This window comes from Simplicispira metamorpha (assembly GCF_004341365.1).
In the GTDB taxonomy this organism is placed as follows: Bacteria; Pseudomonadota; Gammaproteobacteria; order Burkholderiales; family Burkholderiaceae_C; genus Simplicispira; species Simplicispira metamorpha.
The window spans coordinates 58965-77763 of record NZ_SLXH01000014.1 but is presented as its reverse complement, the minus strand read 5'-3'; the positions used below and the strand labels follow the sequence as shown (position 1 = coordinate 77763).

18 protein-coding genes are annotated in these 18799 nt (G+C 67.3%); 9 read left to right on the top strand and 9 right to left on the bottom strand.

Annotation, left to right across the window (positions count from 1 at the left end; genetic code table 11):
- Positions 1 to 57: 57 nt before the first annotated feature.
- Positions 58 to 978, bottom strand: a complete 921-nt coding sequence (locus EV674_RS09195) for a tetratricopeptide repeat protein (RefSeq protein ID WP_119014540.1) — start codon at positions 976 to 978, stop codon at positions 58 to 60.
- Between the two features lie 121 nt (positions 979 to 1099).
- On the opposite strand from EV674_RS09195, the gene purE reads away from it, so the two are divergent.
- The 4 genes from purE (at position 1100) to EV674_RS09175 (ending at position 4882) form a co-directional block, all read left to right on the top strand.
- Positions 1100 to 1594: a 5-(carboxyamino)imidazole ribonucleotide mutase gene (gene purE, locus EV674_RS09190; protein ID WP_119014541.1), complete on the top strand. Its 495-nt coding sequence runs from the start codon at positions 1100 to 1102 to the stop codon at positions 1592 to 1594.
- Positions 1595 to 1618: 24 nt separating this feature from the next.
- Complete coding sequence (locus EV674_RS09185) at positions 1619 to 2857, top strand: 5-(carboxyamino)imidazole ribonucleotide synthase (protein WP_119014542.1); 1239 nt, start codon at positions 1619 to 1621, stop codon at positions 2855 to 2857.
- A 7-nt stretch (positions 2858 to 2864) separates the two neighbouring features.
- Positions 2865 to 3872 carry an L-threonylcarbamoyladenylate synthase gene (locus tag EV674_RS09180; protein ID WP_119014543.1) on the top strand — a complete coding sequence of 336 codons (1008 nt, stop codon included), beginning with the start codon at positions 2865 to 2867 and terminating at the stop codon, positions 3870 to 3872.
- A 65-nt stretch (positions 3873 to 3937) separates the two neighbouring features.
- Positions 3938 to 4882: an SGNH/GDSL hydrolase family protein gene (locus tag EV674_RS09175; RefSeq protein WP_119014544.1), complete on the top strand. Its 945-nt coding sequence runs from the start codon at positions 3938 to 3940 to the stop codon at positions 4880 to 4882.
- 81 nt (positions 4883 to 4963) lie between these two features.
- Here the strand turns inward: EV674_RS09175 and EV674_RS09170 are convergent, their stop codons facing one another.
- Positions 4964 to 6121, bottom strand: coding sequence for an SGNH/GDSL hydrolase family protein (locus tag EV674_RS09170; RefSeq protein WP_119014545.1), 1158 nt, complete (start codon positions 6119 to 6121; stop codon positions 4964 to 4966).
- 245 nt (positions 6122 to 6366) lie between these two features.
- The gene (dacB, locus tag EV674_RS09165) at positions 6367 to 7941 is read right to left on the bottom strand and encodes a D-alanyl-D-alanine carboxypeptidase/D-alanyl-D-alanine endopeptidase (protein ID WP_119014550.1); all 1575 of its coding nucleotides are present in this window, start codon (positions 7939 to 7941) and stop codon (positions 6367 to 6369) included.
- A 78-nt stretch (positions 7942 to 8019) separates the two neighbouring features.
- On the opposite strand from dacB, the gene EV674_RS09160 reads away from it, so the two are divergent.
- The 5 genes from EV674_RS09160 (at position 8020) to corA (ending at position 12327) form a co-directional block, all read left to right on the top strand.
- Complete coding sequence (locus EV674_RS09160) at positions 8020 to 9018, top strand: DMT family transporter (RefSeq protein ID WP_193552718.1); 999 nt, start codon at positions 8020 to 8022, stop codon at positions 9016 to 9018.
- Between the two features lie 15 nt (positions 9019 to 9033).
- Complete coding sequence (gene tsaB / locus EV674_RS09155; RefSeq protein WP_119014546.1) at positions 9034 to 9777, top strand: tRNA (adenosine(37)-N6)-threonylcarbamoyltransferase complex dimerization subunit type 1 TsaB; 744 nt, start codon at positions 9034 to 9036, stop codon at positions 9775 to 9777.
- Positions 9774 to 10259 carry a ribosomal protein S18-alanine N-acetyltransferase gene (rimI, locus tag EV674_RS09150; protein WP_119014547.1) on the top strand — a complete coding sequence of 162 codons (486 nt, stop codon included), beginning with the start codon at positions 9774 to 9776 and terminating at the stop codon, positions 10257 to 10259. The genes tsaB and rimI overlap by 4 nt, the downstream gene beginning before the upstream one ends.
- The gene (locus EV674_RS09145; protein ID WP_132750408.1) at positions 10256 to 11143 is read left to right on the top strand and encodes a uracil-DNA glycosylase family protein; all 888 of its coding nucleotides are present in this window, start codon (positions 10256 to 10258) and stop codon (positions 11141 to 11143) included. The genes rimI and EV674_RS09145 overlap by 4 nt, the downstream gene beginning before the upstream one ends.
- Positions 11144 to 11340: 197 nt before the next feature.
- A complete protein-coding gene (gene corA / locus EV674_RS09140; protein ID WP_119013983.1) occupies positions 11341 to 12327 on the top strand; it encodes a magnesium/cobalt transporter CorA in 987 nt (328 codons plus the stop codon).
- 174 nt (positions 12328 to 12501) lie between these two features.
- Here the strand turns inward: corA and EV674_RS09135 are convergent, their stop codons facing one another.
- The 6 genes from EV674_RS09135 to EV674_RS09110 form a co-directional block, all read right to left on the bottom strand.
- Positions 12502 to 13251, bottom strand: a complete 750-nt coding sequence (locus EV674_RS09135) for a 5'-methylthioadenosine/adenosylhomocysteine nucleosidase (protein WP_119013982.1) — start codon at positions 13249 to 13251, stop codon at positions 12502 to 12504.
- A gap of 9 nt (positions 13252 to 13260) precedes the next feature.
- Complete coding sequence (locus tag EV674_RS09130; RefSeq protein ID WP_119013981.1) at positions 13261 to 14940, bottom strand: long-chain-fatty-acid--CoA ligase; 1680 nt, start codon at positions 14938 to 14940, stop codon at positions 13261 to 13263.
- A 71-nt stretch (positions 14941 to 15011) separates the two neighbouring features.
- Entirely contained in the window at positions 15012 to 16454 is a 1443-nt protein-coding gene (locus EV674_RS09125) for an NAD(P)(+) transhydrogenase (Re/Si-specific) subunit beta (RefSeq protein WP_119013980.1), read from the bottom strand.
- Between the two features lie 33 nt (positions 16455 to 16487).
- Positions 16488 to 16805: an NAD(P) transhydrogenase subunit alpha part 2 gene (locus EV674_RS09120; RefSeq protein ID WP_119013979.1), complete on the bottom strand. Its 318-nt coding sequence runs from the start codon at positions 16803 to 16805 to the stop codon at positions 16488 to 16490.
- A gap of 12 nt (positions 16806 to 16817) precedes the next feature.
- The gene (locus EV674_RS09115; protein ID WP_119013978.1) at positions 16818 to 17543 is read right to left on the bottom strand and encodes a hypothetical protein; all 726 of its coding nucleotides are present in this window, start codon (positions 17541 to 17543) and stop codon (positions 16818 to 16820) included.
- Positions 17540 to 18655 (bottom strand): Re/Si-specific NAD(P)(+) transhydrogenase subunit alpha, encoded by a 1116-nt coding sequence (locus EV674_RS09110; RefSeq protein ID WP_119013977.1) that lies wholly within the window; start codon positions 18653 to 18655, stop codon positions 17540 to 17542. Before EV674_RS09110 ends, EV674_RS09115 begins: the two co-directional genes overlap by 4 nt.
- Positions 18656 to 18799 lie beyond the last annotated feature (144 nt).

Genomic DNA, 18799 nt, shown 5'->3' with positions numbered 1-18799 from the left:
ACTGACTGGCATTGCCCCTCGGGGCCTTTTTGCATGGACAAGCGGAAGGTGGCGCGGTCAGCTCAGCACCACGCTGGACAGGCGGCGGCGGTAGGTGGCCACCAGCGGGTCTTCGGGCGGGATCTGGCCGTCGGCCACTTTCACCTTGGGCGGCTCGATGATTTCGAGGATGGCCACGTACAGCTTGCGCGCGGCCTCGTCGCTCCAGGCTTTGTCGCGCATCAGGATTTCGAGCAGCTCGTCCATGGCGTCTTGCCAGCGCTGCTGGGCGATGAGCCAGCGGGCGCGGCCCAAGCGGGCGTCAAAATCGCGCTTGTTGGCGGCAATTTTGGCATCAAATTCGGCCCCAGCGCCCGCGCCACTTGCGCTATTAGCTACAAAATCAAGAGCATCCATCCACGCCTTCAGCGCGCCCAGCTTGCGCGAGGTGCCCGCCTTGGCAATCACCGGGGCAAAGGCGACTTTGGCGTCGTCTTCGCGGCCCAGTTGCAAGAGCAGCTTGACGTAATCGAAGCGGGCGTCGTCGTTGGCCGGGTCGGCGGCCACGGCGTGCTGGAGTTTTTCCAGGGCGGTGTCGGTGTCGCCCTCGGCCAGGGCGTCCAGGGCTTGTTCTTCTTCGACTTGCGCCTCGGCCTCGGCGGCGCTGGGCACATGTTTGTCAAGAAAGGCGCGCACCTCGGCCTCGGGCAGCGCGCCGGTAAAGCCATCGACCGGCTGGCCCTGGTGGAACAGCACGCACAGCGGGATGCTGCGCACGCCCAGCATTTGCGACAGCTGACCGGCAATTTGCGGCACCTGGTCGGCATCGAGCTTGGCCAGGATGAAGCGCCCGGCGTAGTCGGTTTCGAGCTTTTCCAGCACCGGCCCCAGTTGCTTGCAGGGGCCGCACCAGGGCGCCCAGATGTCCAGCAGCACCGGCGCCTGCATGGACGCTTGCAGCACTTCGGCTTCAAAATTTTCGAGGGTGATGTCAATCATGGCTCAAGCTTCCTGGCGATGGAGGGAATGGGAGGGAACGGGGGTGGGTGGCAAAAAGTAAAATCGCGGGTTCACACTTTGGCGGCCAGCGGCCAGCATGGCGCACCGCTCTCCACACACTATGAACCCCATCCAGATCGGTGTGGTCATGGGCTCCAGCAGCGACTGGGACACCATGCAGCACGCAGTGCAGATTCTCCAGCAATTCGACATCCCGCACGAGGCGCGGGTGGTTTCAGCGCACCGCATGCCTGACGACATGTTTGCCTATGCCGAAGCGGCTGCGGGCCGGGGCCTGAAAGCCATCATTGCCGGTGCGGGCGGCGCCGCCCACCTGCCGGGCATGATCGCCGCCAAGACCACGGTGCCGGTGCTGGGCGTGCCGGTGGCCAGCCGCCACCTGCAAGGCGTCGATTCGCTGCACAGCATCGTGCAAATGCCCAAGGGCATTCCGGTGGCCACGTTTGCGATTGGCACGGCGGGCGCGGCCAACGCGGCGCTGTTTGCCGTGGCCCTGCTGGCCAATGAGAACCCGGCGCTGCGCCAGCGGCTCGATGCCTTCCGCGCCGCGCAAACCGAGGTAGCGCGCAACATGGCCCTGCCGCCTGCGGCATAACGGGCACCACTGGACAGCAACGGCATGACCGATCACACCCCCTCTTTGCACCTTGTCCCGCCCACCGAAGGCGCTCCCGCCCCGGCCACCGGCAGTGCCCCGGCGCAGTCCGTATTGCTGCCCGGCGCCACGCTGGGCGTGCTGGGCGGCGGCCAGTTGGGCCGCATGTTTGCGCACGCGGCGCAGGCCATGGGTTACTTCACCGTGGTGCTCGACCCCGATCCGGTCAGCCCCGCCGGGCTGGTCAGCCACCACCACATCCAGACCGGCTACGAAGACCCCGACGGCCTGGCGCGCCTGGCCGCGCTGAGCGACGCCGTGACCACCGAGTTCGAGAACGTGCCCGCCGCCTCGCTGGCGGCGCTGGCCGGGCAGTGCCCCGTGGCCCCAGCGGCGCGCGCCGTGGCCGTGGCGCAAGACCGCGCCCAGGAAAAAGCCCACTTTGTGCGCTGCGGCGTGCCCTGCGCGCCGTATGCGGTGATCGAGACGGCCGCGCAACTGGCTGCCATCTCCGGCGATTTGCTGCCCGGCATCCTCAAAACCGCCCGCATGGGCTACGACGGCAAAGGCCAGGTGCGCGTGGCCACGCCCGCCGAGCTGGCCGCTGCCTGGGACTCGGTCGGCCAGGTGCCCTGCGTACTGGAAAAAATGCTGCCGCTGGCGCTGGAGTGCTCGGTCATCGTGGCGCGCGGCGCCGATGGCAGCGTGGTCAACCTGCCGGTGCAGCGCAATTTGCACCGCAACGGCATCCTGGCCGTGACCGAGGTGTATGAACAAAATCTGCCTCCAGCCCTTGCGCAGCAAGCGGTAGCAGCTGCCAAATCGATAGCAACCGGCCTGCACTACGTGGGCGTGCTGTGCGTGGAATTTTTTGTGCTGCAAGACGGCAGTCTGGTGGTCAACGAGATTGCACCGCGCCCGCACAACAGCGGCCACTACAGCCAGAACGCCTGCGACGTCTCGCAGTTCGAGCTGCAAGTGCGCGCCCTCGCGGGCCTGCCGCTGGTGCAGCCGCGCCAGCACAGTGCCGCCGTCATGCTCAACCTGCTGGGCGATTTGTGGTTTGCCCATGGCGATGTAGCGCACACGCCGCCCTGGGATCAGGTGCTGGCATTGCCCGGCACCCACCTGCACTTGTACGGCAAAACGCAGGCCAAGCACGGGCGCAAGATGGGCCACCTGAACATCACCGCCGCCACGGCAGAAGCCGCACGCGCCACCGCGCTGCAAGCGGCTGCGCTGCTGGGCATTGCGCCGTTCTGAGGCCGCCATGGTTGTTGACGGCACCCTGCCCGCTTCCATCACTGCGGCCGCCCGCGCCCTGCGCGCGGGTGCGCTGGTCGGCCTGCCCACCGAAACCGTGTATGGCCTGGCCGCCGACGCAGGCAACGACGCTGCCGTGGCGCAAATCTTTGCCGCCAAAGGCCGCCCCAGCGACCACCCGTTGATCGTGCATGTGGCCGACGCCAGCGGCATTGCCCACTTTGCCCGCGAGGTGCCCGCGTTTGCGCAGGCGCTGGTCGATGCCTTCTGGCCCGGCCCGCTCACGCTCATCCTGCCGCGCCTGGCGGGTGTGGCCACTGCGGCCACCGGCGGGCAGGGCAGCGTGGGCCTGCGCTGCCCGGCGCACCCGGTGGCCCAGGCCCTGCTGCGCGCCTGCGCCAGCAGCGACCCGGCCCTGGGCGGCGAGCCCGTGTGGGGCGTGGCCGCGCCCAGCGCCAACCGCTTTGGCCGCGTCAGCCCCACCACCGCCGCGCATGTGCAGGCCGAGCTGGGCGACGCGCTGCTGGTGCTCGATGGCGGCGCCTGCGCCGTGGGCATCGAATCGACCATCATCGACTGCACGCGCGGCGTGCCCGTGCTCTTGCGCCCTGGCGCCATCACGCGCGACCAGATCGCCGCCGCCTGCGGCCTGCGTCCACTATCAAAAGAGGAGCTACCAGCGCATACCCCGCGCGCCTCAGGCACACTTTTGACGCACTATGCACCCAGCGCCAAGGTGCGGCTGATGGATGCCAAGGCACTGCAAGCGGGGCTGGACGTGCTGGGCAGTGACGCCGCGCACCTGGCGGTGTATGCCCGCACCGGCCTGCACAGCGCCAGCAGCGGCGTGCTGCTGCGGCGCATGCCCGCCGATGCGGCCACCGCCGCCACCGAGCTGTTTGCCGCCCTGCGCAGCTTTGACGACGCGGGCGTGCGCCTGATCTGGATCGAGACCCCGCCCGACACCCCCGACTGGGAAGGCGTGCGCGACCGGCTGCAACGCGCCGCCGCCTGAGCAGCGCCCGCCATCGCCACACCCGCCTCGTTAAACTGACCCCCCACAACACCGGAGAACACAACATGGCAGCAAATTGGATGCGCCGCACCGCCCTGGTCGCCGCATGTGCGTCGGCCGCACTGCTGGCGGCCTGCGGCTCCAGCAGCATCGAGTCGGCCCTCAAGCCCGAGCAGCTGATCACCTTTGGCGATGGCTACAGCTTTGTGCGCGAGCAGCGCTACACCGTCAACAACGGCACTGTCAACAACTGGACGCTGCAGTTGCTGGACCACTACCAAAAAAGCGGCTCTGCCACCGGCGGCCTGGTCAGCTTTGCCGAGGGCAACACGCGCATTGCCCAGCACCCTGATGCTGCGGGCAATGCAACAACCCCCACCATCACCGAGCAGGTCGACCGGTTTCTGGCCATGGGCACGCCCAAGCCCAACGATCTGCTGCTGCTCAACGGCGGCATCAGCGACCTGATTGTCGGCATGGCTGCCGTGCGCGCTGGCACCCAGACGCCCGACCAGTTTGTGGCCAACGCCCGCCTGAACGGCCAGGCACTGGCCGCGCAGGTGCGCCGGCTGGTGGCGGCAGGTGCCTCGCACATCGCCGTCACGGGCACCTACGACCTGGGCAAAACGCCCTGGGCCAAGTCCATCGGCCAGGAGGCTTTGCTCAGCCAGGCCAGCAGCCGCTTCAATGAAGCCCTGCTGGTGGCCCTCAACGACCTGAGCCAGCATGTGCTGTACGTGGATGCGGCCTATTACGTGAACCTGTACGAGTCGACACCCTCGTCGTTCTCGTTCAACAACGCAACCACGCCGGTGTGTACCTCGGTGGACGCGGGCAACGGCATTGGCATCGGGCAGGGGCAGGTCAATTCGGCCCTGTGTACCTCGGCCACTTTGCTGCCAGGCGCCGACGCAGACCGCTACGTGTTTGCCGATGCGGTGTACCTGACGCCCTCGGCCCACCGCCAGCTGGGCACCTACGCCTACGACAAGCTGCGCGCACGCTGGTAAGCACGCGCGCCGCCCACAAAAAAGGACGTGTACCCCACGTCCTTTTTTGCGTTCAGCCGCCGGTCACGGCGGCGGTAAAGCTCAGAGCGCGCCTGCGCTGTCCAGGCGCTCGATCACGTAATCGGCAATCAGGCGGTTGCCCCGGGGGGTGGGGTGTACGTCATCGGCATACAGGTAGCCGTCGGTGTCGGCGGCGGTGGTGCTGCGCTGGGTGCAGGCCAAAGAGCTGCCGCCCAGCGGGTTGAGCGCCACGTCGGTGCTGCACGCCATGCCGGTGATGTTGGTCAGGCCAAAACGGGCGGGTGCAGCCACTTGCTCGCGGCCCCGGGCAAACACATCGGCCCAGACCACGGAGGCGCCTTGCAGCCCGGTCTGCAACTGGGTGTTGAAGGTGACGGCCAGGGTGGTGATGAGCTGGCGCGTGGCGGCATCGCGCTCCAGGGCCAGCGGTGTGTTGCCCACATCGGGTACGTTGGCCACCAGCACCTGACCGGCGCCCTTGGCCAGCACCTGCTGGCGCACCAGGGTGGCCAGGGCAGCGCCTGCCTGCGCCATGTTCTGCACGGCGGCAGCGGCGGCGGCATCCACGGCGCCCGCGCCCCCGGCGGCCACGGCGGTCTGGGCAGCCTCACTCCAACCGGCGGCCAGGGCGGCGCCCACGGCAGCGTTGCCACCTTGCGCGGCGGCTGCCACGGCATTGAGGTTCATGAACAAATCGTTGGCGCCCGCCATCACCGTGACCAGCTCAGTGCCGCTGAAGCTGCCGCCCGTGCGCGACAGGTGGGTGGTAATTTGCGTCTGCACTGGCGTGGCGGTCATGCCGATGGTGGCGCGAAAGAACGGTGCGTTCTGCAACGCCACGCTGTGCGGCCCCACCGGGCTGGTGACGCGGGCACCGCCCTGGGCGTAGTTCTGGCAACCACCCACGCTGGTGACGGGTGCGCCGACCAGGCCGGGCACGTTGGGCAGCAACCCGGTTTGCGCGGCACAAGGGGCGGCCACCTCCAGGCGCTGCGCCAAGTGCTCTGTCCAGTTCAGGCCGTTGGGGCCGTTGACGGTGAACTTGCCGCCCCCCAGCGCGGCCACGCTGCCAACGCGGTAGCTGCCCACATCGCTGAGGCTGTCGCCAAAGTTCACCATGCTGGTGTAGCGCGGCTCGTCGCTACCGCCGCAGGCGGCCAGGGCGGCAGCGGCCAGCACGGGCAAGGCCCAGCGTGCGAGGGGAAAGGGTTTGGTCATGGGATAAATCCTGGGTGTGGATGAAGAAAGTGCCGGACGGCACAGGGGCCAGAAAAAATCTTAACCGGCCCCGCCACCGCTGACCAGTGGGCAATGCCAGCGGTAGGCCAAGACCAGCCATGCGGCAAGGGCAGGCCGAACGAATACAAAATTGATAGCTGCTTGCGCACACCCAGCAAGGCTTGGAGGCCAATTTAACCCCATTATCAGCCACTGAAACGGGTGGGCACGGGGGGCGCTGTGCCTCACTGGTCGCGCGCGGCCCAGTCCACCAGGGCGTCCCAGGCGGGGCGGGCGGCCAGCGCATTGGCGTGGTTGGCCATGGCCACCAGCACGTAGCGGCGCCCGCTGGCGCCATGCACATAGCCCGCCAGCGCCGACACATCGCGCAGGCTGCCGGTTTTGAGGTGGGCGCTGCCTGCGGCGCGGCTCTGGCTGCGCCGCAGCGTGCCATCGACACCGGCAATGGGCAGCGATGCCAGCAGCTCGGGCATCACTGGCGCGGCCCAGGCCGCTTGCAGCATGCCCCCCAGGGACTGGGCGCTGATGCGGGCCTCGCGGCTCAGGCCCGCGCCGTTGTCGGCCACGGGCATATCGGCATCGCCAAAGCGCGTGCGCCACCACTGCTGCAACACCTGGCGCGCGCCCTCGGGTGTGGCGGTGCCGTGGGCGTTCAGCGCCAGTGTCAGAAACAGCTGCTGCGCCATGACGTTGTTGCTGTATTTGTTGATGTCGCGCACCACCTCGGCCAGCGGCGGCGAGGCCATGCTGAAGGCCGGTTGCAAGGCGGCGGGCACCGGCCCATAGCGCACGCTGCCGGTGAGCTTGCCGCCCAGCTCGCGCCACAGGCCCTCGATGGTGCGCGCCGCGTAGGCGCCGGGGTCGGCATAGGCCACGGCCCAGCTGCGTTCGCCACAGGAGGCCGGGTACGCGCCCAAAAAGGCCAGGCGCGCGGGGTCGGCCAGTTCGGCGCGCAGGCTGGCGCGCCAGTCACCGCAGGCCGTGCCCGGCGGCGCCAGCGGCACGCGCGTTTGCGTCTGCACCCCGGCCAGGGGCGGATCGAACTGCACGCGCGCCGTGCCCGCCTGGGCATCGGGCACAAAACCCATGGCCACGGCCTTGAAGTTCAGCAGCAGGGCATCGGGGGCGGCGTTGTAGGGGCGCAGGGGCTCGCCGTCGAACTGCGCCGGGTCGTGGGCGGGCAGGGCAAAGGCGCTGCGGTCGAGCACGATGTCGCCCACGATCACCTGGATGCCCTGGCCTTGCAGGCGCCGCAGCAGCAGCCACAGGCGCTCCATGACCAGCTTGGGGTCGCCCTGGCCGCGCACATACACGTTGCCGCGCAGGCTGCCGTCCTGCACGGTGCCGTCGATATAGACCGGCGTGTTCCAGACATAGGCGGGCCCCAGCACGTCCAGCGCGGCAAAGGTGGTGACCAGCTTCATCACCGAGGCCGGGTTCATGGGCACCTGGACGCGGTGGGCCAGGCGCGGGGCGGCGCCACCTTGGGCATCGACCACCAGCACCGACAGCGCATCCAGCGGCAACTGCGCCCGTGCCAGCGCGGCCTGCACGGCGGGGGGCAGCGCGCGCGTGGCGGCGCCTGAAGGCGTGGCTACGGGCGCAAGCGCCAGTGCAGAGGCCGGGGCCGACAAGGCCTTGGCAGCAGGCGATGCCGCCAGCGGCGCAGTGGCGGGCACGGTGGGCGAGCGCGGGGTTTGCGCCAGCGCAGCGGGCAGCGCGCACACAGCGGCAGCGCCCCACAGCAGGGCGCGCCAGCGGGGCAAGGCCGCTGGCAAAGAACACAAAGAAGAGCACATGGCGGCGAGTGTAGAGCGCGCCCGCCGCACAAACCCCGGCCCGCTGCAGTCTGGCAAGGCGCGCGGATAATCGCGGCCATGCGTTTTTCTCCCCGGGCCCAGGGCCTTGTTGCGGCCCTGGTCACCGTCACCATCTGGACTGCTTTTATCGTCATTGCCCGGGCATCGGCCCAGCGCACGCTGACGCCCTTCGATATCGCTTTTTTGCGCATCGTGGGTGCCAGCCTGGTGCTGCTGCCCTGGGGCTGGTGGATCGTGCGCCACCGCACCGCCGCACCGGCGGGCACGGTGGCCACATCCAGCCTGGCGGGGCTGTCGCCGCTGCCGCTGCGCACCACGGTGCAGCTGGGCCTGTTTGGCGGCGTGGTCTATGCCTTGCTGGCGTATTCGGGCTTTTTTTACGCCCCGGCCACCCACGCCTCGGTGCTGATGCCGGGCAGCCTGCCGCTGTGGACAGCGCTGCTGGCCGCCCTGCTGCTGGCCGAGCGCATCACGCCCGCGCGCGCCACCGGGCTGGCGCTGATCGTGGCGGGCGATGTGCTGGTGGGCGGGCGCAGCCTGCTGGCAGCGTTTGACGGCGGCGATGTCTGGAAGGGCGATCTGCTCTTCATGGGCGCGGCCAGCTGCTGGGCCACCTACAGCGTGCTGGCGCGGCGCCACGGCGTGGGTGCCGTGCATGCCACCATCGCCATCACCGCGCTGGCTTGCACGGTGTATGTGCCCATGTATGCGCTGCTGGCCGCGTTGCAGCTGGCGGGCAGCCAGCTCGCTCAGGCGCCCTGGAGCGAAATCTTGTTCCAGATGGTGTTCCAGGGCGTGGGCTCGGTGGTCATCTCGGGCATCACCTTCACGCGCATGATCCAGCACTATGGCCCCGTGCGCTCGACCATGATCACTGCGCTGGTGCCCGGCCTGTCGGCCATCGGCGCAGTGTGGCTGCTGGGCGAGCCGCTGCACTGGAATTTGGGCGCGGGCCTGCTGCTGGTGACCCTGGGCATCTTTTTTGGCGTGCTGGGCAGCCGCCGCAGCACCACGCCGCCCACGCCCACCGCCGCCAGCGGCCAGACCAACGCCTAAAGAGCGCACTGCACCATGAATTTGCTTGCTTTTGACACCAGTACCGACACCCTTTCGATCGCCGTAGCGCGTGGCGATGCCGACACCGTGTGGGCACACAGCGGCCCCGGCGGGGCGCAGGCCTCGGCCACGCTGATTCCGACCGCGCTGCGCCTGCTGGCCGAGGCGGGGCTGGACTTTGCCCAGCTCGATGCCATCGCCTTCGGACGCGGGCCGGGGTCGTTTACCGGATTGCGCACCGCCTGCGCGGTGGCCCAGGGCATGGCCTTTGGCGCCCACAGCGGGCGGGCCATTGCGGTGCTGCCCATCGACACCCTGGCCGCCGTGGCCGAAGAAGCGCGCCACCAGCACGGCTGCACCCAGGTGCTGGCCACGCTGGACGCGCGCATGGACGAGGTCTACAGCGCCCGCTACCAATGGCACGACGGCATCTGGCAAGGCGACGATGACTTTGGCCTGTGCGCCCCCGAGGCCGTACAGGTGCCTGCGGGCTGGGCCGTGGCGGGCAATGCCCACGCCGTGTACGGCCCACGGCTGGCACCAGGGGCGCTGCACCGGCACGCCCTGCCCACCGCCACGGCCCTGCTGCGGCTGGCACCGGGCCTGATCGCTGCCGGGCTGGCCGTGCCCGCCGCCGAGGCGCTGCCGCGCTACGTGCGCGACAAGGTCGCCAAAACCACCGCCGAGCGCGCTGCCGAACGGGCCGCGCACACCGCCCCGCCCCTGCCGCCCACAGCGGCGCAACCGCTGCACCCATGAGCGCCATCCCCACCCCCTGCCCCACCGCTGGCGCCCCTGAAGTGCGCCTGGAGCCGCTGACACTGGACCGGCTGGACGACCTGCTGGCCATAGAGCGGCGCGCCTACTCGCACCCCTGGACGCTGGGCAACTTCACGGACGCCCTGGCCAGCGGCTACCAAATCCAGTTGCTGCTGGGGGCCGAGCAATTGCTGGGCTACTTTGTCGCCATGCCCGGCGTGGACGAGGCACATTTGCTCAACCTCACCGTATCGCCTGATTTTCAGCAACAGGGCTGGGCACGGGTGCTGCTGGACGCGCTGGCGCTGTGGGCGCGCGGTTGTGGCGCGCAGTGGCTGTGGCTGGAAGTGCGTGTGAGCAACCTGCGCGCGCGCCATGTGTATGAGCAATACGGTTTCCGGCGCGTGGGCGAACGCAAGCGCTACTACCCCGGTGTGGGCAACGAGCGCGAGGACGCCATCGTCATGAGTGCCGCCCTATGAGCCTGCACCTGGACGCACGCCAGCGGGCGATGTTGCAAGAGATGGGCGTGCGCGTCTGGTGGCCGGACGAAGCCGTCGCAGCCCCTGCCGATGCCCCGCCCGCCCCCACCACCGAGCGCGTGGCAGGCACCGGCACAACACGCACTGCGCCGCACAGCGCGCCAAGCCACGCCCCCCAGGCCGCACCGGCACACCACGCACCAGCGGCACCGCCCGCCAACGCCCTGCCGCCGCCGCAGGCCAGCGCGGCCCCGGCAGCGCCAACCACACCCGCTGCCCCATCTGCCGCCGCCCCACCCCGCCCGGCCATCCCCGCTGCACCAGCGCCCACAGCAGCCCCACCCGGCGCCGCGCTGGTGCTGCACGCGCCGCAAGCCCTGTACGCCCCGGCCCACGGTGCCGATGCCGCCCACGCCAGCGCCGCCCCCACCCCGCCCGGGCCGGGGGCAGACGCCAGCACTTGGCTCATCGTCACCGAGGGCCAGGAGGGTGCCGACCCGCTGGCAGGCGATGCCGGTCTGCTGCTGCACAACATGCTGCGCGCCCTGCGACTGCACCAGCACCCGCGCGTTTTCCTCAGCACCGTGGCCCCCCAGGCACCGGACGCACCGGCGGCAGCGCCCAGCGCACAGGCCCTGAGCGCGGCCATTGCCCACGTGCAGCCCAGCGTGGTGCTGGTCATGGGGCGGCTGGCCGCGCGCGCCGCCCTGGGGCGCAGCGACCCGCTGGGGCGGCTGCGCGCCCAGCCCCACAGCGTGGCCGGGGTGCCCGCCATCGTCACCTACGACGCGCCCTACCTGCTGCGCGCACCGCAGGCCAAAGCCGCCGCCTGGGCCGACCTGTGCCGCGCCCGCGCCCTGGCGCAGGCCACGCCCACGCCCTGACCCCCCAAAAGCCCGGCAGCGCCACAGCCCTGTCACACGCGAATGCGATAATTCCGGGTTCACGTTTTGTGTGGAGACAAACCTTGGAAACCTACCCCAGTCGGTAGCTTTCAGCTCCCGAGCCAGTGCGCCAAGGGGGGCTGAAAGCGCCCCGTTTTACCCCCCCGCCACAGGCCGTCACATCAAGGGAGTGAGCCATGCTCAACATCTTCACGCTTGCCCATGGGCGACTCGTTCAGGAAGAAATCGAGTCGCTGGAAGAGCTGTCCAAATTCCAGCCCATCTGGGTCGATCTGGAATCGCCCACCATCGACGAAAAGCGCTGGGTCTCGCAGTACTACGGCCTGTCCATCCCCGAAGATGCGATGGACGAGGACATCGAAGAATCGGCCCGCTTTTACGAAGAAGACAACGGCGAGCTGCACATCCGCAGCGACTTCTTGATTGACGACCACGACAACCCGCGCTCGGTGCGGGTGGCCTTCATCCTCAACCTCATCAACCCGAGCCTGCGCAGCAAGGGCGTTTTGTTCTCCATCCACGACGAGGACATTCCGGTGTTTCGCCTGCTGCGGCTGCGCGCACGCCGGGCGCCGGGCCTGATCGAAGATGCGCGCGAGGTGCTGCTCAAGCTGTTTGACGCCGACGCCGAATACTCCGCCGACACGCTGGAGGGCATTTACGACGATCTGGAAAAAGTCAGCACCCAGGTGCTGGCCGGCGACGTGACCGATGCCCGCGCGGGCGAGGTGCTGGGCGCCATCGCCCGCCAGGAAGACTTGAATGGCCGCATCCGGCGCAACGTCATGGACACGCGCCGCGCCGTCAGTTTCATGATGCGCAGCAAGATGCTCAACGCCGAGCAGTTCGAGGAGGCGCGGCAAATTCTGCGCGACATCGAGTCGCTGGACAGCCACACGGCCTTTCTGTTCGACAAGATCAACTTCTTGATGGATGCCACCGTGGGCTTCATCAACATCAACCAGAACAAGATCATCAAGATTTTCTCGGTGGCCAGCGTGGCGCTGCTGCCGCCCACCTTGATTGCCAGCGTCTATGGCATGAACTTCCAGTACATGCCCGAGCTGGCGCAAAAATGGGGCTACCCCTATGCGCTGGCGCTGATGCTGGCCAGCGCGCTGGGGCCCATGTGGTACTTCCGCAAGCGCGGCTGGTTGAAATAGGCTCCCCCTGCGGCGCTGCACGCCTTCTCCCCAAAGGGGGACGCCACCGGTGGCCCGGCAAAGCGTGCTCCACGGTGGCTCTGGCGCTTACCGCGCGCCCATTGCGTTCCGCAGTCAAATCAGCCTCCAGCCCTTTGGTGGCAGGCGCTACCAGCTATCAAATAAAGAGCACTATCACAGCACCCGCAGCAGACCGCGCACGATGTGGTCGGCGTAGCGGCTGGCCACGCTCTGGATGAACCGATGGAAGTCCACATGCGCATCGTCGTCAGCGCGGTCAGAGATGGCGCGCACAGCGGCAAACGGCACGCCGTAGTCCACGCACACCTGGGCCACGGCGGCGCCTTCCATTTCCACGGCCAGCACGTCGTGGCCTGCGGCCAGCAGGTCGGCGCGCAGGGCGCCCGCTGCCTGGGCGCAACTGACAAACTGGTCGCCGCTGGCCACCAGGCCCTGGTGCAGGCGTGGCGGCTGCGCCAGAAGTTCAGAATCAAAATGACCTCCAGCGCTTTGCAGATAAGCGCTTACAGCTCCTGAAAGCATAGCAGTCAGGGTGGTGTCGCAGGGCAGGCGCACCGCGCTGTAGCCGGGCACCTGCCAGCGCGCGCACAGCGGCGTGGCGTCCATGTCGTGCTGCACGTAGTCTTGCGCCACCACCACGTCGCCCACCTGCACGCCCTCGCCCACGCCGCCCGCCACGCCGGTAAAGACGATGCGCGCAGCGCCAAAGCGCTCGATCAGCGCCGTGGCGGTGGTGGCTGCGGCCACCTTGCCCATGCCCGACAAGGCCAGCACCACGGGCTGGCCGTGCAGCGTGCCGAGCCAAAAGGCGCGCCCCGCGTGCGCCACGCGGCGGGCTTGCTCCAGGCTGCCGAGCAGGCCCGATTGCTCTTCGGGCAGGGCGCTGAGGATGGCGGTGGTCATGGGGGCGTCTTATTTCTTGTCGCGCAGTTCGCGGCGCAGGATTTTGCCCACAGGGGTTTTGGGCAGCTCGTCGCGGAACTCGATCACCTTGGGCTGCTTGTAGCCCGTGAGGTTGGCGCGGCAGAACTCGCGCACCTCGGCTTCCGTCAGGTGCAGGTCTTTCTTGACGATGACCAGCTTGACCGCCTCGCCGGTCTTGTCATCGGGCACGCCCACCACGGCACACTCAAGCACGCCAGGCATCTTGGCCACCACGTCTTCCACCTCGTTGGGATAGACGTTGAAGCCGCTGACCAGCACCATGTCTTTTTTGCGGTCAACGATTTTGAAATAACCGCGCTCATCCATCACACCGACATCGCCCGTCTTGAAGTAGCCGTCCTCGGTCATGATCTTGGCGGTTTCATCGGGGCGCTGCCAGTAGCCGGCCATGACCTGCGGGCCCTTGATGGCGATTTCGCCGGGCTTGCCCAGCTCCGTCACCGTGTTGCCCTCGTCGTCGATCAGCTTCATCCAGGTGCCGGGAATGGGCACGCCGATGGTGCCGGTGAACTCTTTGGCCGTCACGGGGTTGCAGCTGGCCGAGGGGCTGGTCTCCGAGAGGCCGTAGCCCTCGCAGATGGGGCAGCCGGTTTTCTCCAGCCACAGCTTGGCCACGGCGCCCTGCACGGCCATGCCGCCGCCCACCGACACCTTGAGGTTCTTCCAGTTGACGGTGTTGAAATCCGGGTGGTTGGCCAGGCCATTGAACAGCGTGTTGACCGCCGGAAAGCTGTGGAAGGTGTGCCGGGACAGCTCTTTGAGCACCGCTGGCAGGTCGCGCGGGTTGGGGATGAGGATGGTTTTGCCGCCGGTGCGCATGGACAGCATCATGTTCACCGTGAAGGCAAAGATGTGGTACAGCGGCAACGCGCACACGCTGGTGGGCTGCTCCTGCGCCGGGATTTTCTGCATCACGGGCGCGTTCCAGGCCTCGGACTGCAGCACGTTGGCAATCACGTTGCGGTGCAACAGCACAGCGCCCTTGCTCACGCCGGTGGTGCCGCCCGTGTATTGCAGCAACGCGATGTCATCGGGCCGGATGTCGGGCGCCTTGAAGCTGCTGCGCTCGCCCTGGGCGATGGCATCGTTGAAGCGCACCGGGTCAGGCAGGCTGTAGGCAGGCACCATTTTCTTGACGTTGCGCACCACGTAGTTGACCAGCGCGCCCTTGAGCCAACCAAGCTGGTCGCCCATGGCGCACAGCACCACATGCTTGACCGCCGTGTTGGCAATGCAGCTTTGCAGCGTGGAGGCAAAGTTCTCGATGATGACGATGGCCTTGGCACCGGCGTCCTTGAGCTGGTGCTCCAGCTCGCGCGGCGTGTACAGCGGGTTCACGTTGACCACGACAAAGCCCGCGCGCAAAACGGCGGCCACGGCCACCGGGTACTGCGGCACGTTGGGCATCATGATGGCGACCCGGTCGCCCTTGACCAGGCCCAGCCCTTGCAGGTAAGCGGCCAGGGCGCGGCTGAGCGCCTCGGTCTCTGCATAGGTCACATCCCGGCCCATGAAGCTGTAGGCGACGCGGTCGGCGTATTTGCCAAACGCCTCGTCCATCAAGGCCACCAGAGACGGGTACTGGGCGGGGTCGATATCGGCAGGCACACCCTGCGGGTACGCGGCCAGCCAAGGGCGGTCGGTCATTTTTTGTCTCTCCATTTTTTGTTGTAGTGCGGCGCGAAGGCGGTTCGCGCCGGGTGCTCAGAAGCGGTCTGTCACTCGATGGCCTTGACCATGTCTTCGACGACCTTTTTCGCGTCACCGAAGACCATCATGGTTTTGTCCATGTAGAACAGCTCGTTGTCCAGGCCCGCGTAGCCCGAGGCCATGGAACGCTTGTTCACAATCACGGTCTTGGCCTTGTAGGCTTCCAGGATGGGCATGCCGTAGATGGGGGTGCCCTTGACGTGGGCGGCGGGGTTGACCACATCGTTGGCGCCCAGAATGATGGCCACGTCCACCTGGCCGAACTCGCCGTTGATGTCTTCCATCTCGAACACCTGGTCGTAGGGCACTTCGGCCTCGGCCAGCAGCACGTTCATGTGGCCGGGCATGCGCCCTGCCACCGGGTGGATGGCGTATTTGACGGTGATGCCTTTGTCGGTGAGCTTGGCTGCCAGCTCTTTGACGGCATGCTGGGCGCGGGCCACCGCCAGGCCGTAGCCGGGCACGATGACCACGGTTTCCGCGTTGCCCAGCACGAAGGCGGCGTCGTCGGCACTGCCGCTTTTGACGTTGCGCTGCTGCTGCGCGCCACCGGCAGCAGCAGGGCCAGCGGCATCGCCACCAAAGCCGCCCAGAATCACGTTGAAGAACGAGCGGTTCATGGCCTTGCACATGATGTAGCTCAGGATGGCCCCGGAGCTGCCCACCAGCGAGCCAGCAATGATGAGCATGGCGTTGTTGAGCGAAAAACCAATGCCCGCCGCCGCCCAGCCCGAGTAGCTGTTGAGCATGGACACCACCACCGGCATGTCAGCCCCGCCAATGGGGATGATGATGAGCACGCCCAGCACAAACGACAGCGCCAGCATGAGGAAAAAGGCCGTCCAGTTCTCCGTGAACATGAACACCAACCCCAGCCCCACGGTGGCCAGGCCCAGCACCAGGTTCAGCATATGCTGGCCCGAAAACTGCACCGGCGTGCCCTGGAACAGGCGGAACTTGTACTTGCCCGAGAGCTTGCCAAACGCAATGACCGAGCCGCTGAAAGTGATAGCACCAATGGCCGCGCCCAGGAACAGCTCCAGCCGGTTGCCCAGCGGAATCGGTTGCCCCTTGGCCACAATCTGGAATGCCCAGGGCTCGGCCACGGCGGCCACGGCAATGAACACGGCAGCCAGGCCGATCATGCTGTGCATGAAGGCCACCAGCTCAGGCATCTTGGTCATCTCGACGCGCTGGGCCATCAGGGTGCCTGCGCTGGCACCCACCACCAGGGCCGCCACCACATAGACCAGCCCGGTGCCAAAGTCCACACCCAGGCTTTGCGCCTGGCTGTAGATCAGCCCCACGGTGGTGAGCACGGCGATGGCCATGCCGACCATGCCAAACAGGTTGCCCCGGATGGAGGTGGTGGGGTGCGACAGCCCTTTGAGGGCCTGAATAAAGCACACGCTGGCCACCAGATACAGCAGTACGACGAGGTTCATGCTCATATGAAATGCTCCTGTTTTTATAGCTGCTAGCGCTTATTTGGCGGTCGCCGCAGGCACTTTTCGTTCTTTTTTACGGAACATTTCGAGCATCCGGCGCGTGACCAGAAAGCCACCAAACACGTTGACCGCCGCCAGCGCCACGGCCAGCACGCCCATGGTTTTGCCCAGCGGGGTTTCGGTCAGGGCGGCGGCCAGCATGGCGCCCACGATGACGATGGCAGAAATCGCGTTGGTCACCGCCATCAGCGGTGTGTGCAGTGCAGGGGTCACTGTCCAGACAACGTGGTAGCCCACGTAAATGGCCAGCACAAAAATGATCAGGTTGATCAGCGTGGGGGACACAACATCCATGGCGACGGCTCCTTAGGGGGACACAGCAAGGGGAAAAGCAGGCACGGCCAGGTGGCCATCGAGCATGCCAACGCTTTGTTGGACGGCGGTGCGCAGTTGGCCCATCCAGTCCTGCGCTGGCTGGCCCGAACGCAGGAACTCATCGTTGCTGCGTGTTTTCGGGATGAGCAGTCGCTGGTCTACCAGCGCAGTCACTGCCACATACGCACCGCCTTCGGTGGCATAGCGGTAGCTGATGTACGACGCAGGCCGGGTCAGCTGCACTTGGTGCATGCCCAGCCACTGGGCCCAATCGGGATGGTTCTTGCCCAGCCAGTCATCGCGGTTGTTGGCCCAGCGCTTGAAGCGCAGGCAGTCAATGCGCACCGGGCTGGCCGCAGTGGCATCTTCCACCCAGACGCCTTGCTGCGCGGGGCAGGAGCCCGTCCAGAGGGTTGGGTTGTGCGGAGGAAAGTTGGTGCTGTTGGTCTGGATCCGCAGTACGGCCAGCCATTCCTGGCCAGGCCCGCGCAACCCGACAATGCGGGTCTGCAAAGGCACGGTGGCACCCAGTTCCGGCAGCAAAGGCAGGGATTCTTCGGAATGCCCCAAGTCCACCCATTGCCCCGGCGCCAGCACCAGGCGGGCCCGGCCCACGGGGTACTCGGGATGGGCGTTGCCCAGGGGGGCGCATGCCGCCACCAACGCCAGTACGCCAGTGGCCAGCAGCAGCCTGGCGCCGTGTACCACTGCGCTCATGACCGCCTCACCACGCCTTCATGGGCCACCAGACAAGCGGCCACGATGTCATCTTGCAGGTCTATTTGCAAGGTGGCCTCCTTGGTCAGCACCAGCTTGAGAAAGTCCAGCACGTTGCGCGCATACAGGGCCGAGGCGTCCGCCGCCACCAAGGCGGGGAGGTTGGTCTCGCCCACCAGCGTCACGCCGTGCTTAACGACCACGGCATTGGCTTCGGTCAGGGGGCAATTGCCGCCCTGCGCTGCCGCCAGATCCACGATGACGGAGCCCGGCTTCATGGCCTTGACCATGTCCTCGGTCACCAGCACGGGTGCGGCGCGCCCGGGAATCAAGGCGGTGGTGATAACAATATCGGCAGCGGCTACGCGCTTGGCCACTTCGGCCTTCTGGCGATCGAGCCAGCTTTGCGGCATGGGGCGGGCATAGCCCCCTACGCCTTCGGCGGCTTCTTTTTCTTCCTGGGTTTCGTAGGGCACGTCGATGAACTTGGCACCCAGCGACTCCACTTGCTCTTTCACACTGGGGCGCACGTCAGACGCCTCGATCACCGCGCCCAGCCGTTTGGCGGTGGCAATGGCCTGCAAGCCCGCCACGCCGACGCCCAAAATCACCACGCGGGCGGCTTTGACGGTGCCCGCAGCGGTCATCAGCATCGGGAAAATGCGCTGGTACTTGTCGGCGGCGATCATCACCGCCTTGTAACCGGCGATGTTGGCCTGCGAAGACAGCACATCCATGCTTTGCGCACGCGAGGTGCGCGGCGCGGCCTCCAGGGCAAAGGCCGTCAGGCCCGCCTGCGCCATGCGCTGCAAGCCGGCACCGTCAAAGGGGTTGAGCATGCCCACCACCACGGTGCCCGGACGCAGCAGCGCCATCTCGGACTCTTGGGGCGCGCGCACCTTGAGCACCATGTCGCAGCCCCAAGCGGCTGCGGCATCGGTGATGTCTGCGCCGACAGCTTCGTAGGCTGCATCAGGCATGCTGGCAGCGACACCGGCATGCGCCTGGATGCGTACGGTGTGTCCCTGGGCTTTGAGTTTTTTGACCGTCTCAGGGGTCGCGGCGACCCGGGTCTCTCCGGCCATGGTCTCGGCAGGTATGCCAATCAGCATGCGTCTGTCTCCTCGTTGTGTCGGTGGGCTGCATTCACTGACCACAAGCTTACATGAAGAAACTTTTGCGACTGGCGGTTTGCCTTGGTACAGGGGCAGCTCTCTAGGCGAGGGCTCCCCCTGCCGTCACTGGGGCGAACGCCA

Bases quoted from the DNA above. Each gene is read 5' to 3' on its own strand.
- EV674_RS09125 (WP_119013980.1), bottom strand. From the start codon at position 16,454: ATGAGCATGAACCTCGTCGTACTGCTGTATCTGGTGGCCAGCGTGTGC.
- EV674_RS09175 (WP_119014544.1), top strand. From the start codon at position 3,938: ATGGCAGCAAATTGGATGCGCCGCACCGCCCTGGTCGCCGCATGTGCG.
- EV674_RS09185 (WP_119014542.1), top strand. From the start codon at position 1,619: ATGACCGATCACACCCCCTCTTTGCACCTTGTCCCGCCCACCGAAGGC.
- EV674_RS09160 (WP_193552718.1), top strand. From the start codon at position 8,020: ATGCGTTTTTCTCCCCGGGCCCAGGGCCTTGTTGCGGCCCTGGTCACC.
- EV674_RS09110 (WP_119013977.1), bottom strand. From the start codon at position 18,655: ATGCTGATTGGCATACCTGCCGAGACCATGGCCGGAGAGACCCGGGTC.
- EV674_RS09195 (WP_119014540.1), bottom strand. From the start codon at position 978: ATGATTGACATCACCCTCGAAAATTTTGAAGCCGAAGTGCTGCAAGCG.
- rimI (WP_119014547.1), top strand. From the start codon at position 9,774: ATGAGCGCCATCCCCACCCCCTGCCCCACCGCTGGCGCCCCTGAAGTG.
- dacB (WP_119014550.1), bottom strand. From the start codon at position 7,941: ATGTGCTCTTCTTTGTGTTCTTTGCCAGCGGCCTTGCCCCGCTGGCGC.
- EV674_RS09145 (WP_132750408.1), top strand. From the start codon at position 10,256: ATGAGCCTGCACCTGGACGCACGCCAGCGGGCGATGTTGCAAGAGATG.
- tsaB (WP_119014546.1), top strand. From the start codon at position 9,034: ATGAATTTGCTTGCTTTTGACACCAGTACCGACACCCTTTCGATCGCC.
- corA (WP_119013983.1), top strand. From the start codon at position 11,341: ATGCTCAACATCTTCACGCTTGCCCATGGGCGACTCGTTCAGGAAGAA.
- EV674_RS09135 (WP_119013982.1), bottom strand. From the start codon at position 13,251: ATGACCACCGCCATCCTCAGCGCCCTGCCCGAAGAGCAATCGGGCCTG.
- purE (WP_119014541.1), top strand. From the start codon at position 1,100: ATGAACCCCATCCAGATCGGTGTGGTCATGGGCTCCAGCAGCGACTGG.
- EV674_RS09170 (WP_119014545.1), bottom strand. From the start codon at position 6,121: ATGACCAAACCCTTTCCCCTCGCACGCTGGGCCTTGCCCGTGCTGGCC.
- EV674_RS09180 (WP_119014543.1), top strand. From the start codon at position 2,865: ATGGTTGTTGACGGCACCCTGCCCGCTTCCATCACTGCGGCCGCCCGC.
- EV674_RS09120 (WP_119013979.1), bottom strand. From the start codon at position 16,805: ATGGATGTTGTGTCCCCCACGCTGATCAACCTGATCATTTTTGTGCTG.
- EV674_RS09115 (WP_119013978.1), bottom strand. From the start codon at position 17,543: ATGAGCGCAGTGGTACACGGCGCCAGGCTGCTGCTGGCCACTGGCGTA.
- EV674_RS09130 (WP_119013981.1), bottom strand. From the start codon at position 14,940: ATGACCGACCGCCCTTGGCTGGCCGCGTACCCGCAGGGTGTGCCTGCC.